The 14,981-nt window shown below is 47.7% G+C and carries 13 protein-coding genes, 4 tRNA genes and 1 pseudogene; 4 read left to right on the top strand and 14 right to left on the bottom strand.

What is annotated here, in order from left to right; translation table 11 throughout:
• Positions 1-69 precede the first annotated feature (69 nt).
• A pseudogene (locus tag SHK35_RS13145) lies at positions 70-942 on the top strand (site-specific integrase); the annotation flags it as partial.
• On the opposite strand, the gene SHK35_RS13140 reads toward SHK35_RS13145, so the two are convergent.
• Positions 933-2,174 (bottom strand): ROK family transcriptional regulator, encoded by a 1,242-nt coding sequence (locus SHK35_RS13140; protein ID WP_318710116.1) that lies wholly within the window; start codon positions 2,172-2,174, stop codon positions 933-935. The pseudogene SHK35_RS13145 and the gene SHK35_RS13140 overlap by 10 nt on opposite strands.
• Positions 2,175-2,268: 94 nt before the next feature.
• Positions 2,269-3,222 (bottom strand): hypothetical protein, encoded by a 954-nt coding sequence (locus SHK35_RS13135; RefSeq protein WP_318710115.1) that lies wholly within the window; start codon positions 3,220-3,222, stop codon positions 2,269-2,271.
• 148 nt (positions 3,223-3,370) lie between these two features.
• Here SHK35_RS13135 and SHK35_RS13130 point away from each other — a divergent pair, with 148 nt between their 5' ends.
• Positions 3,371-3,670, top strand: coding sequence for a hypothetical protein (locus SHK35_RS13130; RefSeq protein WP_318704947.1), 300 nt, complete (start codon positions 3,371-3,373; stop codon positions 3,668-3,670).
• A 98-nt stretch (positions 3,671-3,768) separates the two neighbouring features.
• On the opposite strand, the gene SHK35_RS13125 is transcribed toward SHK35_RS13130, so the two are convergent.
• The 7 genes from SHK35_RS13125 to SHK35_RS13095 form a co-directional block, all read right to left on the bottom strand.
• Positions 3,769-3,843, bottom strand: a tRNA-Pro gene (locus tag SHK35_RS13125).
• A gap of 120 nt (positions 3,844-3,963) precedes the next feature.
• A complete protein-coding gene (locus tag SHK35_RS13120; RefSeq protein ID WP_318710114.1) occupies positions 3,964-4,812 on the bottom strand; it encodes a nitrilase-related carbon-nitrogen hydrolase in 849 nt (282 codons plus the stop codon).
• A gap of 26 nt (positions 4,813-4,838) precedes the next feature.
• A complete protein-coding gene (locus SHK35_RS13115) occupies positions 4,839-7,901 on the bottom strand; it encodes a glycoside hydrolase family 2 TIM barrel-domain containing protein (RefSeq protein WP_318710113.1) in 3,063 nt (1,020 codons plus the stop codon).
• Positions 7,894-9,117: an AI-2E family transporter gene (locus tag SHK35_RS13110; RefSeq protein WP_318704944.1), complete on the bottom strand. Its 1,224-nt coding sequence runs from the start codon at positions 9,115-9,117 to the stop codon at positions 7,894-7,896. Before SHK35_RS13110 ends, SHK35_RS13115 begins: the two co-directional genes overlap by 8 nt.
• 54 nt (positions 9,118-9,171) lie before the next feature.
• A complete protein-coding gene (locus SHK35_RS13105) occupies positions 9,172-10,620 on the bottom strand; it encodes an aminoacyl-histidine dipeptidase (RefSeq protein ID WP_318710112.1) in 1,449 nt (482 codons plus the stop codon).
• Positions 10,621-10,778: 158 nt separating this feature from the next.
• Positions 10,779-10,851, bottom strand: a tRNA-Asn gene (locus tag SHK35_RS13100).
• Positions 10,852-10,927: 76 nt separating this feature from the next.
• Positions 10,928-11,974 (bottom strand): mannonate dehydratase, encoded by a 1,047-nt coding sequence (locus SHK35_RS13095; protein ID WP_318710111.1) that lies wholly within the window; start codon positions 11,972-11,974, stop codon positions 10,928-10,930.
• 238 nt (positions 11,975-12,212) lie between these two features.
• Between SHK35_RS13095 and SHK35_RS13090 the strand changes: the two genes are divergently transcribed.
• Both SHK35_RS13090 and SHK35_RS13085 read left to right on the top strand, forming a co-directional pair.
• A tRNA-Gly gene (locus SHK35_RS13090) sits at positions 12,213-12,283 on the top strand.
• Between the two features lie 24 nt (positions 12,284-12,307).
• A tRNA-Ala gene (locus tag SHK35_RS13085) sits at positions 12,308-12,380 on the top strand.
• A gap of 43 nt (positions 12,381-12,423) precedes the next feature.
• Here the strand turns inward: SHK35_RS13085 and SHK35_RS13080 are convergent.
• From SHK35_RS13080 to SHK35_RS13060, 5 genes are all read right to left on the bottom strand, one after another.
• Complete coding sequence (locus tag SHK35_RS13080; RefSeq protein ID WP_318710110.1) at positions 12,424-13,206, bottom strand: HAD family hydrolase; 783 nt, start codon at positions 13,204-13,206, stop codon at positions 12,424-12,426.
• Positions 13,207-13,275: 69 nt separating this feature from the next.
• Positions 13,276-13,632, bottom strand: a complete 357-nt coding sequence (gene rplT, locus SHK35_RS13075; protein WP_318704940.1) for a 50S ribosomal protein L20 — start codon at positions 13,630-13,632, stop codon at positions 13,276-13,278.
• A 24-nt stretch (positions 13,633-13,656) separates the two neighbouring features.
• On the bottom strand, positions 13,657-13,854 hold the full coding sequence (gene rpmI / locus SHK35_RS13070; RefSeq protein WP_318704939.1) for a 50S ribosomal protein L35: 198 nt from the start codon (positions 13,852-13,854) through the stop codon (positions 13,657-13,659).
• A 46-nt stretch (positions 13,855-13,900) separates the two neighbouring features.
• On the bottom strand, positions 13,901-14,395 hold the full coding sequence (gene infC / locus SHK35_RS13065) for a translation initiation factor IF-3 (RefSeq protein WP_318704938.1): 495 nt from the start codon (positions 14,393-14,395) through the stop codon (positions 13,901-13,903).
• A gap of 263 nt (positions 14,396-14,658) precedes the next feature.
• Positions 14,659-14,865, bottom strand: coding sequence for a hypothetical protein (locus tag SHK35_RS13060; protein ID WP_318708060.1), 207 nt, complete (start codon positions 14,863-14,865; stop codon positions 14,659-14,661).
• Between the last annotated feature and the right edge of the window lie 116 nt (positions 14,866-14,981).

Raw genomic sequence — 14,981 nt, 5'->3', positions numbered from 1 at the left:
CGGCAAGAAAGCAAGAAAACCTTGCTGCCGGGCATTTTTGCGCCCTTTTTTAAGAAAAGGAGGATACCCATGAAAATTGAAAAGCTGCCATCCGGCTCCTACCGGATCAGGAAAATGTACAAAGGCACCACCTACACTGTCATTACAGAATACAAGCCCACACAAAAAGAGGCTCTGCAGCTGCTTGCTGCTGAAATGGACAAGGTACAGACGCGAAAGACTCATATGACCTTCCGTGAAGCATCTGATAAATACATCGAAGTAAAAGAAAATGTCCTGTCCCCCTCCACAATAACTGGATACCGTGGCATCCAGCGGCGCATTTCGGAAAGTTTTTCAAAAATGAATCTTAATGATATTACTCCTATTGATGTGCAGAAAGAAATTAATGACTATTCCTCCGGCCATTCTCCGAAAACAGTCCGCAACATCAATGGATTTATCTCTGCCGTTTTGGGAATGTTTCGTCCTGATGTTAAAATATCCACTACCCTTCCTCAAAAAATTAAATCGGAACCCTATGTTCCTTCTGACAGTGATATAAAAAAAATATTGGAATATGCAAAAGGCACTGCTTATGAAATCCCTATTATTTTGGCTACATTTGGCCTGCGGCGTTCAGAAATATGTGCATTGTCACTCGATGACCTAAATGGAAACATCCTGACGATCAATAAGGCATTGGTGCAGAACGACAGCAATGAATATGTCATAAAGTCAACCAAGACAACAGACAGCGCCAGAGAAATCTATCTTCCCGACTACGTGGTTAAACTGATCAATGAAAAAGGCTGTATTTACAAGGGTTACCCTGGACAGATACTAAAATTCCTGAACCGTGCGCAAACTGCACTTAATATCCCCCACTTTAGGCTCCATGCCCTCCGGCATTACTACGCCTCCATGTCACACGCAATGGGAATCCCTGACAGCTACATTATGGCTGCTGGCGGCTGGAAATCTGACAATGTGCTAAAATCAGTATACCGCCATGCCTTAGACGACAGGAAGTTACAAATGCAGCAACAGGCCGCTGAATATATCCTTTCGCAAATTTTGTCATGAATTTTGTCATAAAATAGAAAATACCTTATAAAACCAATGTTTTTGGGCTGTAAAACAAGGGGTTCGAGCCCCCTTGCTTCCATTTTATAAGCACAATTTTTCAAATAACTTATATCCCTGTCAAATAAATTATATTTTGATATTTTCTCCCCCAGTTCAAGACTGTAATTACTTAGATACCCTCCAACCTCTCCGCCCAGCATAATGTCTGTATCCATAAACATTCTGATATTAGAAATCAGCATAGCCAGATCATCCAAATACGCATCCCAGATTTCCCTTGTCTTTTTATCTGCAGGAATCCTTTCCATAAAACTTTCCAAAGGTTCCCTTCCATTTTGCGTCAATACGCTTGCTGCGCAATAAGCGTCGGCGCAGCCTTGTTTTCCGCAATAGCACTGCTTCCCTCCCGGCTTTAGAATCATATGTCCAATCTCTCCCGCTTTCCGGTTATCCCCTATAAACAGCTCCCCATGAATGCACACTGCTCCTCCCAGGGTATTGTTTAGAGACAAATATACTATATTTTTGATTGCGCTGGGATGCTCGGCCAGCATAGCCGCATTTGCGTCATTTTCAAAATGTACCGGAAAAGGCATCAGCTGTTCCATAGTTTTCAGGCTGTAATTTTCCAGCTTCAGTGTATGGGATTTCACCAGAATCCTCTCTTTTTCATTAACGATTCCAGGCAGGGAAATCCCAATTCCCAACAGCTTCTCTTTCATCTGCTGCCTTGCGCAGAAATCCTTTACCCTCTCTGACAGCCTAATCAGATACGCCGTATTGGGCTCAAATTTCTCCCGCACACGCTCCTGCGCAATCACCTCTCCGCCTAAGTTCACCAATACGATTCCAATATGATTTGCCGTGATGTCCACCCCAAGGGAATATCGGTAATTCTTCTGAATCCCCACAGCATGCGCCTTTCTGCCGCCGGTATTTCGGGACTCTCCAACCTCCACAATCAATCCTGTGGCCATCAATTCGTTGATATTGGATAAAACAGTAGGCATACTGAGATTCAGCTCTTGAGCCAATTCCAGCTTAAATACATTTCCCCGATTCAGCATATAATTTAAAATTTTATATTTTGCTGCATTCTTTTTCATCTTCCCGCACCTTTTCATTATTGATCCGGTTTTATAAAGGTTCCGTACTTACTATGTATGGTATCATTTATTCCACAGTCACGTCAATAAGCTATCATCTTCCCAGCATTTCCTGCAGAATCTGCCGTATTGCAGCAATCCGCTCCACCGTATCCTGATCCATCAGGGCATCCGGCATCTGCAGCTGATGCGCCTCGCCTATGGTAAGGCTTCCCGCAAGGCTTTCGATCCGCCTAAGCCCCTCCCTTTCTGAAAAGCTTTCCTCCCTTCCCATTCTGACAAGAAGAGAATCCAGCTTATCAAGAGCCATCGGCAGATTGTTTACTTCAAATTCCGCAGAAAGAACAGACGGATCATCGTTTTTTTGCAGCCGCAGTTTCAAATCCGCACTGCCCTCCTTTTCCTGCTCTCCCTCTGCAAAATCTGTATGCAGAGAAAATTCCATGGAACCGTCCGACGCTCTTTCAGGTTTCATTACTGCAAGCATAACAAAATATTCCCAATAAGAAAACATATTTTCATAATCTGACAGTGAAAAATCTCCTAACCAGCTCAAATCCAGTCCCAGCATCTGTCCGGCCTGCTCAAGGGACATATATTCTTCTCCGCTCCACTGTGGCAGCAGCAGATCCAGCAGCTCATACTGTCCTGCCAGATTGCTGCGGACTGCGTTATACAGCATGGCGGCGTTTACCACATCCTGCTGCTCTCCCAGATACAGCTCCGTAAGGGGAACCTCCGATCCTCCCGGTATAATCTCAAAATAAAGCAGCTCTTCCCAGGACTGTCCTCTGATATGAAGCGTCAGCAGGGCTTCTTTTCCTGTTCCCGTTATTTGGGCCAATGTATCAAAAAATGCCGTCTGCTCCTGGGACAGCGCCTCTTCTGAAAGCTTAAGTGTCACATCAAAGGACAGCCTTCCCCAATCCCCGTTTTGATTTAAAAATGCCGCTCCCTGCAAACAAGGGAAAAAACGGATCAACAGTGCCGCCGCTCCCGCCGCTATAAGGAGCAGAAGGATTCCTGGCAGCAGCCTTACCTTTCTCATAATCATTCCTCCCGATTCCTTGTCAGTCTATTGTAGCATCCCGGAGAGCTTCCTGCAATTCCTCCAAGTACCTTTCTCAGGTATTTTCGGGCATTAACTCTTTTATCTGTTTTGCATATGATATAAAAAACAAAAGGAATCAATAAACATGAGCATGCCTAAAATTGAATGCGCCAACATCGATAAATGCTGTGCCGCCGCTTCGCTTCTGCAGTCCGTTGCACTGGAAGAAACCGCTATCTCCCATATTCTGAACGCCGAGGGCGAAAAGCTGCAAAAAGCAATCGCCATGAAGGACTGCTCCCATCGGGATTTGCTTGAAATCAATAAATCAGTGGAAGAAATGGTTGATAAACTCACCACTCTGGAATTTGTGTTAAAAGCAAAGCTTGAATTGGTAAAGCCGCTTCTTGAAGACTGCAAGAAGCCTCCTAAGCCTTCCTGCTGACACAGCGTACGCCGCTGGAAGGTTCTTTCATCCGCAGGATATTTCTTTCCTTTTCCTGCGGATGAAAAAAAGAGCCTGTTATGAAACAGACTCTTCTATCGGAGTGGCGGGATTCGAACTCGCGACCTCCGCCTCCCTAAGACGGCGCTCTAACCAAACTGAGCCACACCCCGTAACACAATAAGCATTATAACCTGTCCCGGGGAAAAAAGCAATAGTTTTTTTAAAAATTGTATCAATTTTTGTTACAATTCAGTCCTGCCTCAGAGCGGGCTGCCCGATAAGCCCGCTCTCTAAAGCAAGCTTCTATACAACTCTTCTCTCCTGTCCTGCTTTAAAGGAAACCGGTTTCGATATTCCACTGCCATCTGCGGCTCCAGCTCTACAAATACCAGACTGTCCCCAAAAGCATCATCGTCACCATCCGCCTCTTCCTTTCCTTTCTCCAATATGACCTGATGCCCTGGAACCTGTCTGCCGTAAGGGTCAAAGCAAATACTGCTTTCTGCATAGGTAAGTCCTCCACCTTCTCCAATGCGGTTGACCCCCAGCAGATAGCACTGGTTTTCAATGGCTCTGGCCTGCAGAAGCGCTCTCCAGTGTTCCAAACGCTCCCTCGGCCAATTAGCAATCACAACTGCAGCTGTACAATCCTTGGACACAGCCTGAAAAATTTCGGGGAAGCGCAGATCATAGCAGATAAACATCCCAAAGGAGATGTCTCCCAATGTGCATTTGCTCAATCTGCTGCCCCCTGTAAAATACCTTCCCTCCTCCCCATAGGTAAAGGGATGTATTTTTTCATAATAGGCGGAAACCCGGCCCCGGTCTGCCGCCATAAGGCAGTTGACGCCCCTACCCTCTCTTTTGATCACATAGCCGAATATCACAGCCATGTCATAGGCAAGGGACCATTCCAGCACCTTCTGGGCCGAGGGAGTCACGGGAACCGCTTCGGCCTGCAGGAGCTCCCAGCGAAGAACTTCCTCCGCCGCTATATCCAGATTCATGGAAAACCCGGTAAAGGACATTTCCGGAAAAATCACAAGCTCCGCGCCTTCCTCTCTGGCCCTTTTCACCAATGCCTCCCCCTTTTTCAGGTTGGCTTCCCGGTTCTCCCATACCATATTCATCTGTGTCATCGCCGCCCGCATAGCTCACCTCAAAATCAGATACCCTTCATATAGAAGGTAAATTCCATTTTTTTGCTCACATCCAGCAGATATTCCTCGTGGGTTCTGGCTCCCCAGCTGTCATCGCCGCCCACGCCCATCTGCGCAAGGTCAGCGCGGATCACTGTATAATGCACTTGGGGCAGCTCATAAGGGTGCATGGCATTCTCCATCTCGTGAGGCGTATAGGGAAGGGCCGAAAAATGTATTTTGTCTCCTGCAAAGAGCAATCCTCTCCCCTTTGCGTCCGTAACCTTAGCGTAACGCACATCCGTTTTGCAGCCGCACTCCTGAGGCACCATGTAACACGCCAGATTGTCCGAAACCCTGTTGCGGTACAGACCCAGCTTTGCGCCTCTTTTTCTGTCCCAATAGGTTTCCTCCGGTCCGTTCCCATACCATTCCAGCCTGTCGTAATCGGCATCCATCTTAAGCATTACGCCAAACTCCGGCATATCCCCAAGCTCCTTTACCGGATCATAGGAAAGCGTCACCTGAATGGTTCCGTCTCCGTACACACGATAGCGCAGCCTGCAGTCAGAAGCGGGTTTGGTGGGCATATAATAATGGTAATCCACCTCTACACAGCCGTCCTCTTCCTTTACCACGGGATTTACCTCCTGTGGCCTTATCACATCGTCTGCCTGAGAATGGAAGGTCAGATACATACTTGCCAGCTTCCACTGCCCCTTGCGATTCATCATGTCGTTTCCACAATCATTGTCGATAGGCGCCCGCCAGAAATTGGGCTTCGGAATGCTTTTGAGCAGCTCCCTTCCCCCATACCGATAGGACACAAGCCCCCCAAAGTTATAGGAAAACAGCGCTGAGAAGCCTTCTCCCTTTACTCCCAGATTCAGCTTGCCATATACCACCTCAAGGGGACGCTTCACAGCAATGGGCCTGTCGCAGATCAAGCCCTCCCCTCTGGCAAACACACCCTGTCCAAAGGCCACCTCATGTCCTGCCCTGGCCCACAGAGTGTCCTCCTTCAGCCGGAAGGAAACCGTCACTGTATACTCTCCAGCTTCCTCGGGCAGGCTCACCGGCAGCCCAAATCTGGCAGTGCCTCCGGGCTCCACGGATACATTTAAGTCCGCCTGGGAAAGGAGTCTTCCCTCTTTCTCCACAAAAACCACACAGGCAAAAGCATCCGTATTCATAAAAAGATTCTTGTTGCAGACAGTGACCGCATCCTCCGTCACCGTAACCCCAATATTCTGATAATCGTATTTTACCTCCTGCATTTTAGGAGAGGGCTTCCGGTCTCCTCCATAGACGATTCCGTTCCCGCTGAAATTAAAATCTGTGGGACGATCCCCAAAGTCGCCGCCATAGGCTTGAAATTCATTGCCATACCGATCCTTCCTGGTAAGAGACTGATCAATATAATCCCAGATAAAGCCTCCCTGATACAAGGGCTCCCTGTCTGTCAAATCCGTATATTTGTGCAGAGCGCCGCAGGAGTTGCCCATAGCGTGGGCATATTCGCAGCAGATAAAGGGCTTGCTTCGATCCCGCTTAAGCCACTCTTCAATCTTTTGTGCAGATGTATACATCTGGCTTTCCACATCGCTGGTATCGGGATAACGTCTGTCATTAAATATTCCCTCGTAATGCACCACTCTTTCCGGATCCTTTTCCCGGAAAAGCTGTGCCATATCGTAAATATTTTTCCCGCCATAGGACTCATTTCCGCAGGACCAGATCAACACACAAGGGTGGTTTTTGTCTCTCTGATACAGGGAATTTGCCCGATCCAAAACCATAGCGTTCCACTCCGGCTTATTCCCCGGCACCACAGAGTCGATGTCCGCTATCTTTCTGGCCACCGGATCCCAGGAGCCGTGGGATTCCAGATTACACTCATCCAGCACATAAATTCCCAGCCTGTCGCACAGCTCATACAATTTTGAATCATTGGGATAATGGCAGGTGCGGACTGCATTGATATTATTCTGCTTCATGGTCACCAGATCCTGCCAAAGCTCCTCATGGCTCACCACCCGTCCAGTCAGGGAGCTGAATTCGTGGCGGTTGACGCCCTTAAATACAATACGCTTTCCGTTCAGACGCATAATGGAATCAACGATTTCAAAACGTCTAAATCCCACCGGCTGGGCCACAACCTCCGCAAGCTCTCCCTCCGGCGCCGTCACCTGAAGCACTAACTGATAAAGATTCGGCTCCTCAGCGCTCCACAGCGCAGGATGCTCCACAGGAATCTCAATGTGGGTTTTATCATCCGCCTCACCCTTCCATTCCCCTGCAGACTGGCCTTCTTCTCCCTCATGGTATAAAAGGGCGTCAATCCGTCCTTTGCCTGTCAGCTCCAAATCAAGAGCCAGAACCGCCCGGTCAAAGCTGTCATTTAAAAGAGTGCGCACCTTTAAATCCCTTATATGCACGCCAGGCACGGTATAGAGATAAACATCCCGGAAAATCCCAGAAAACCGGAAAAAGTCCTGATCCTCGCACCAGCTTCCCGCACACCATTTAAAAACCACCGCCGCCAGCTTGTTTTCTCCTTCCTGCAAGAAGGGGGTCAAATCAAACTCAGAGGGAGTAAAGCTGTCCGCTCCATAGCCCACGAAGGAACCGTTGCACCAAAGAGCCAGAGCGCTTTCCACGCCCTGAAAGGAAATATAGACAGGTCCCTCTTTCATGCTTTCAGGCACCCGGAAATATTTCACATAGCAGGCTGCAGGATTAAATTCCTCCGGTATCTGCCCCGGCTCAATCTGTTCCCTGCCGTCCCAGGGATACTGTACGTTTACATACTGAGGAATATCATAGCCTTCCAGCTGGATATGGGCGGGCACCCGGATATCCTCCCAGGATCTGCAGTCATAATCTGCAGACCAAAACCCCTTTATCACAGAGTGATAGTTTCTCGCATAAGCAAACTTCCACAGACCATTTAAACTGTACCGGAAGCTGTTTTCCTTCCGTTTCAGAGCCTCCATATCCGGATAAAACACATGATCCGAATGGGCGGGCAGTCTGTTCTCCTGAAAATATTCAGGGTCTTTTACCTTTTTATAATCAAAATCACTCATCTTTTTCCTCCATATCATCCTCCGGCCCGGATATCTGGATTTCCTCCATTTCCCGGTCTGCCTGAATCTTCTGCAAGGCTTGCTTTGCGGCATTTCTGCTGTTCACACTCTCCCGAAGCAGAACATAAAAGGTGGAAAAAAGAGGAATGAAAAACAGCATGCCGGCTACGCCAAACAGGCTTCCGCCAAGGCTTACAGCCATCAAAACCCACATGGAAGGCAGTCCCACGGAATTGCCCACCACCTTGGGATAAATCAGATTTCCCTCAAGCTGCTGCAGCACTAAGAACATTAGTACAAACCAGACTGCCAGAATGGGATCGTCAATCAAAATCAGAAATGCACCTACAATACAGCCGATAAAGGCGCCTACAATGGGAATCAGCGCCGTAAAGGCCACCAAAACCCCCACCAAAACCGCATAGGGCATACGGAAAATCGTCATGGCAATCACAAACATGGTTCCCAGTATAACAGCCTCCGTACACTGTCCGGTGATAAAATTGCTGAAATTCTTATACAAAAGCGCCATCACCTCAAGAATTTTATCGGACGCCTTCTTGGGGAAGTAGGCTGTCACAATACGTTTTCCTTGGTCCTCCAGCTTTTCTTTCTGCCCCAGGATATACAGTGCAAACACAACGGAAATAAAGAGATTCACCACGCCGCCGATCACGCTGCTTGCAAAGGTAACCGTAGAGGTCAGCATGCTGCTCATGCCGTTTTTCAAAAAATTAATTACGCCGTCTGCAAGACTTTCCCAATTAATCCGGAGGCTCTCCAGCTTCGATACCTGCTCCTCCAGCTGAGGGTAATTCTGACTGAATTCGTCCAGCATGCTCACCACCTGTTGCGCAAATTCCGGGATTTTTCTCCCTATCTCTGCAATAGTAGCCGTCAGCTGAGGCACCACTGTATTAAACACCACCGCGATAATCAAAAGCACCAGCAGGATGGACAGCACCATGCTGATCGGACGCTTCAGCTTATCGGCTGCCTTTCCGCGCCATTTCCTTAACAGCTTGTTCTCCACCAGCTTCATGGGGATGTTCAAAACAAAAGCGATTGCCCCGCCGTAGATAAACGGTTTTGCAATGTTGATGGCCAGCACAATTCCTGCCACCACCGAGCTGCTGTAAATAATCGCCAGCACCAGCACCGCTCCAAGCACCATCAATCCTTTTATCTGTTTGATTTTTTCTTTGTCAAATCCCACAAAATCACCTGCGCTCTCCGGCGCTTCCCTTCCTAAAAATAAAAGACAGCTTTCTCAATCCTTTTCTTCCAGCAGACGCACCAGATATTCCCACACACGCTTTGTGGAAGAAATACTCAAAGACTCCTCTGTGGTATGGATATCGCTCATCTGCGGTCCAAAGGAAACACAGTCCAGATCGCTGATCTTGCTTCCCAAAAGCCCACATTCCAATCCCGCGTGAATGGCCTCCACCTTTGGCTTTTCTCCGTACATTTTTTCATACAAAGCAACCATCTTTTCCCTGAGAGGAGAATCCGCCCGATACTTCCATCCCGGATAATCCCCTGTCACCGTCTGATTTCCTCCGGCAAGCTTGGTAATGCAGGACAACCTGGCAATCAAAGCTTCCTTTGCACTTTCCACACTGCTGCGCACCGAGAATTCCGCGCAAATCTCTCCCTTGTCCAGCGTCAGAATTCCCAGGTTCAAAGAGGTCTCCACCAGTCCCGGCAAATCCGCGCTCATAGCCTGCACACCGTTTGGCAGACTGTTTAAAAAAGCGGCAGCTCTTCTGGTATCCCGGCGATTGACGCAGGAAAAGCTCCCCTTTCCCCTCTCTGCCACAGCAATGGTAAAGCCCGGGTCCTTCACTGCCAGCTCCTCTCCGATTCTGGCAGCGGTCACATCACAGATTTCCGCAAAGGAAGCGCTGTCCTTGGGCTCGATCACAAGTACGGCCTTCGTCTGCCTGGGTATCGCATTGTCGGCAAGCCCTCCTTCCAGCTTTTGTATCCCCACGTCCAGCTTTTGCGTCAAATTCCACAGAAGTCTGGCAAACAGGCAATTAGCGTTGCCTCTCTCCTTCTGAATCTCCGTACCCGAGTGTCCGCCCTTTAATCCCTCCACGAGCACCTCGTAAGCTATGCCCTCAAAGGATTCCCATTCCACCGGCACCCGGCAGTCCACTCTGGCCCCTCCTGCACAGCTGGTCAGAAAAATTCCTTCCTCCTCAGAATCCAGATTCAGCATCCTATGCCCGCGCAGCATGGAAAGATCAATCTGTCTTGCGCCCTCCATGCCCACTTCCTCATCCACTGTGATCACAACCTCCAGCCGGGGATGCTTTATATGATCCGCGTCCAAAAGTGCAAGGGCATACGCCACCGCTATGCCGTCGTCACCTCCAAGGCTGGTGCCCTCCGCATAAATTTCATCTCCCCGCACAGCTACCCGAAGGCTGTCCCTTTCCAGATCAATGGAACAGTCCGGCTTTTTTACCGCAACCATATCCATATGCCCCTGCAAAATTACGGCAGGCTCCGCCTCATAGCCCGCAGAAGCCTCCTTAATGATAATAATGTTTTTCCATTTATCCTGAATGCAGAAAAGATTCCTTTCCCTTGCAAAAGCCGCCAGATAATCGCTGATACGATCTACATTTCCCGAACCGTGGGGAATTTTTGTAATTTCTTCAAAATAATAAAATACATTGCCGGGTTCCAAACCGGATAAAACGCCCATAGCTTCCTCCATTTCCTTCCCAGAGCAAAATCTCCGGAGATATCTTATTTATTTTACCTCTTTTTTCTCCTCTTGCAAAGAGCTTTTGTAATTTGCAGGTTTCAAAAGAAAAAATCCCGGCAGGCCTTACAGGGAAGCGCTTCCGGGATTTGCTAAAGCTCCCCCTGTTGGACTCGAACCAACGACACTGCGGTTAACAGCCGCATGCTCTACCGACTGAGCTAAGGAGGATCATATGAGATCCGAAACCATTCAGACCTGTTTTTATTTCCGACAAGATTTAGTATAATGATTTCTCAATTATATGTCAATCATTTTTTTCAATGGCCTCCCATAGACCGTTTAAGTAAGATGCTCCCAGGGCTCTGTCATAAAGACCGTAGCCCGGCCGCCCCGTTTCCCCCCAGATCATTCTGCCGTGATCCGGACGGATGTATCCCCGGAAGCCGTTGTCATAAAGAGCCTTCATGATGGCATACATATCCAGGGTCCCGCAGAAGGACGGATGAGCCCTCTCTTCAAAGCCCTCCGGCAGCACAGCCACATTTCGCATGTGCACAAAATGAATCCGTCCCATAGCTGCATATTTTGCCGCCATTTTGGCCACATCGTTATGTCCCGAACAGCCAAGAGAACCGGTGCATAGAGTAATGCCGTTATTTGGTACGTCCACCAGCTTTAAAAAACGGTCCAGATTGGCCTCGTTTGTAATGATACGGGGCAGTCCAAAAATGCTCCAGCAGGGATCATCCTCATGAATAGCCATGTTTACGCCGCAGGAGACGCTTACGGGAATAACCCGCTCCAGAAAATAGGCAAGGTTGTCCCACAGCTTTTCCTCCGTCATATTCTGGTATCTGGCAACAATGCTTTTCAGCTCTTCTCTGGAATAGCTGGCGTCCCACCCAGGCAGCGTCAGATCGCTGTCCGTCTTTAAGGGATTCACCGCGTCCACCTGCCTTTGATCATAGGCCAGCGTAGTGGAGCCATCCGGCAGCACACGAAAAAGCTCCGTCCTGGTCCAGTCAAACACAGGCATAAAATTATAACAGATGCACTTCACTCCAGCCTCCGCCACCCTGCGGATATTTTCACAATAATTTTCAATATAGCGGTCTCTGTCTCCTGCACCCAGCTTAATGTCCTCATGGACAGGAATGCTCTCAATTACCTCCAGGCACATTCCCGCTTCCTCCACCTTCTGCCTAAGCCGGGCAATGCTCTCTTTTTTCCACACTTCCCCCACCGGTACATCATACACGGCGGAGACAATGGAATATATGCCGGGAATCTGCCTTATCTTCTCCAGCGTAACCTTATCTTCTTCTCCATACCAGCGAAATGACAATTTCATGCTTTTCCTCATTTCTGCGCTATTTTTGCGCATCAGGTTTTTGACGGCAAAACAAAAAACAAATCTGTCTGTTTCAGGCTTAGTATGCCTCTTTCTCCCGCGCTTATTCCTGATATGCGGCAGGCTCTTTCTCAGGCGAGGGCTTTTTTCAAATTTTGTTATTCAAATTTTTTTAAGTTGGGGCTGGTCAAAACACACAAGATGTTGTATAATAACCTAGTCGGAATTTTTAATGTATGCAGATATGGTTCATCGGTAGAACGCTAGCTTCCCAAGCTGGAAAGGCGGGTTCGACTCCCGTTATCTGCTTTTTCTTTTATATTTGCACTTCATGGGGATATAGCTCAGCTGGGAGAGCGATACGTTCGCAACGTATAGGTCACGAGTTCGAGTCTCGCTATCTCCATTTTTTTGTGCTTTTTTATTTTTACGGACAAAATGGCCGGGGGCTATATGACCCCCAGCCACTTTAAAGCGTTCCTGATTCCATCCTGTGTCACATCGGTAGTGACATAATCCGCCATCTCCAAAAGTGCTTTTACTCCATTTCCCATAGCGATGCTTGTATGAGCGCATTCCAGCATTGGGATATCATTGCTGCTGTCGCCCACTGCCACAGTATCCTCCATGGAAATCCCAAGCTTTTGTGCCAGAAACTGTATCCCTGTAGCTTTGGAAATCCCTTTTGGCATAATCTCATAAAAACCCTGTTCCCGATCCACAACAGAAAGCTCCTGGGAAAACTCCTCCGAAAAGGCCCTTATGCTCTGCGGATCCTCCACATAGGCATAAAACTTGTCAAAATGACCGGGCGCCTCTTCAAAGCTCCCGAAATTCATTCCCTCAAAGCCCGCCATAAAACCACGAGCTTTCTCATAATGAATCCGCTGGGGGCTGTCTTTAAAATTATTTTCCGCTCCCTCCAGCACCGCGTCAATTTTATATCTGTCCAGGGCCTCTATGATCCTGCGGGAAAAGGCCTCCGAAAAGCTCTCATGCAAAAGAACCTGGCCCTGATAAGTCACCATGGTTCCGCACCCCAGCACATAACCGTCAAACTCTGTAAATTTGGTCACCTGACCCTTTACCATCTTCCAGGTTCTGCCTGAATTGATTACGCAGATATGTCCATTTTTCCTGGCCTGCTCTATAGCCTCTTTGGTGCTTTGGGACATTTCCTTTTTCTCATCGTCAATAATTGTACCATCTATATCAAAAAAAATAAGCTTCATCGTTTCTCCATCAAATCAAATTCTGCCACAAAAAACACCCGGCGGACTTACTCCGCCAGGCGCCGTCTGTTACGCAATTTTTGTCTTTGCCAGCTCTGCCAGCGTCTTAAAGCCTTCAGCATCGTTTACGGCCATCTCTGCCAGCATCTTTCTATTGATATCAACACCTGCAAGCTTCAGTCCATACATAAATTTGCTGTAGGACAAGCCGTTGATTCTTGCGGCAGCATTGATACGTGCAATCCAAAGGCGTCTGAATTCGCGCTTTCTTTCCTTTCTTCCCACATAGGAGCTGGCAAGCGCTCTCATCACCGACTGCTTTGCCACTCTATACTGCTTACTTCTTGCTCCTCTATAGCCTTTTGCAAGCTTTAACACTCTGTTATGTTTCTTTCTGGCATTTAAGCCACCTTTAATTCTTGCCATGTCTTATTCTCCTCCTAACCTCAATTATAAATAAGGTAAAATCTTCTTCATATTCTTAACATTGGTTGCATCCGTAATCGCAGGCTTTCTGAGATTACGTTTTCTTTTGGTGGATTTCTTGGTTAAGATATGGCTCTTATAGGCTTTCGCTCTCTTTAATTTACCTGATCCTGTAGCTTTAAAGCGCTTAGCTGCTGATCTGCTTGTCTTCATTTTTGGCATAACGGGTTCCTCCTAAAATTTACTTAATCTATTTTAACTGTACCAACTAACGTTTTTCAGTTAAAAACATAGTCATGCTTCTTCCTTCTACCTTGGGAGCTTTTTCCACCACCGCAATATCAGACAGACTCCCGGCAAAGTCATCCAAAATATGCTTGCTGTTATTCATATGTGCCATCTCACGGCCGCGGAAACGAAGGGTTACCTTCACCTTATCTCCTTTGGTGAGAAACTTTCTTGCTGCATTCACCTTCGTGTTCAGGTCATTGGTGTCAATGTTGGGAGACAGACGAATCTCCTTTACATCAATAGTCCTCTGCTTCTTTCTGGCTTCCTTTTCCTTTCTGATCTGTTCGTACTTGAATTTGCCGTAATCGACAATCTTACAAACAGGAGGCTTCGCGGTGGGAGCGATCTTCACCAAATCCAATCCGGCTTCCTCTGCCAGTCTCATCGCTTCCCTGGAAGACATAATCCCAAGCTGTTCGCCGTTTTCTCCAATTAAGCGTACCTCTTTGTCTCTGATCTGTTCGTTAATCATTAAATCGCTAATGGCCTTATACCTCCATAAGAAAACAGTAATTTTACAATAAAAAATGGATAGCAAAACTATCCACCAAAATTCTCATCCCAGCCATTGCTCTACACTAAGCGGATTCGTCTGACTCCGCCAGAAAAATGCCTGCTGCTTCTGCAGATAAGATATGAACGCTTACAAGCTCAGCTGCCGTAAGGTGAGAGTGGATACTCTGCTTGTTATTCCATTTGAACCGTTTTATAGTGTAGCATGACATTTTCACTTTGTCAATCCCGAATTTGCAAAAACTGATCTCCCGGCTCCACCTCTTTTGCCACCACAACAAACCGCCCGTCCTCTACCTGATAGGAACAGGTAGACAGCGTGAGAAAGCGATCTCCAAATTCCGCTTCCACACCCGTGTCAAACAGGGAAAGCTCCTTAGAAAAAAAGCGCCGGATGCTCTCCGACGCTTGTGTTACTGTTCTGCCCATGCTCCTCTAACGTTCTTTAAAGGTAGCACAGGCTGTCTCGCCCGTCTTTAGGATTTAGCACTACGATTCTTTTGGGGTAACTCAATATCCCACACCGATGAAACCAGCATATTTGC

It is taken from the genome of Candidatus Acetatifactor stercoripullorum (genome assembly GCF_944382095.1).
Lineage (GTDB): Bacteria > Bacillota > Clostridia > Lachnospirales > Lachnospiraceae > Acetatifactor > Acetatifactor stercoripullorum.
The sequence above is the reverse complement of the archived record's forward strand: the minus strand, read 5'-3'. Positions and strand labels throughout refer to the sequence as shown.

Coding starts and splice junctions, on each gene's coding strand:
- SHK35_RS13120 (WP_318710114.1), bottom strand. CDS start 4,812: ATGACACAGATGAATATGGTATGGGAGAACCGGGAAGCCAACCTGAAA.
- rpmI (WP_318704939.1), bottom strand. CDS start 13,854: ATGCCAAAAATGAAGACAAGCAGATCAGCAGCTAAGCGCTTTAAAGCT.
- rplT (WP_318704940.1), bottom strand. CDS start 13,632: ATGGCAAGAATTAAAGGTGGCTTAAATGCCAGAAAGAAACATAACAGA.
- infC (WP_318704938.1), bottom strand. CDS start 14,395: ATGATTAACGAACAGATCAGAGACAAAGAGGTACGCTTAATTGGAGAA.
- SHK35_RS13080 (WP_318710110.1), bottom strand. CDS start 13,206: ATGAAGCTTATTTTTTTTGATATAGATGGTACAATTATTGACGATGAG.
- SHK35_RS13130 (WP_318704947.1), top strand. CDS start 3,371: ATGAGCATGCCTAAAATTGAATGCGCCAACATCGATAAATGCTGTGCC.
- SHK35_RS13060 (WP_318708060.1), bottom strand. CDS start 14,865: ATGGGCAGAACAGTAACACAAGCGTCGGAGAGCATCCGGCGCTTTTTT.
- SHK35_RS13115 (WP_318710113.1), bottom strand. CDS start 7,901: ATGAGTGATTTTGATTATAAAAAGGTAAAAGACCCTGAATATTTTCAG.
- SHK35_RS13140 (WP_318710116.1), bottom strand. CDS start 2,174: ATGAAAAAGAATGCAGCAAAATATAAAATTTTAAATTATATGCTGAAT.
- SHK35_RS13095 (WP_318710111.1), bottom strand. CDS start 11,974: ATGAAATTGTCATTTCGCTGGTATGGAGAAGAAGATAAGGTTACGCTG.
- SHK35_RS13135 (WP_318710115.1), bottom strand. CDS start 3,222: ATGAGAAAGGTAAGGCTGCTGCCAGGAATCCTTCTGCTCCTTATAGCG.
- SHK35_RS13105 (WP_318710112.1), bottom strand. CDS start 10,620: ATGGGCGTTTTATCCGGTTTGGAACCCGGCAATGTATTTTATTATTTT.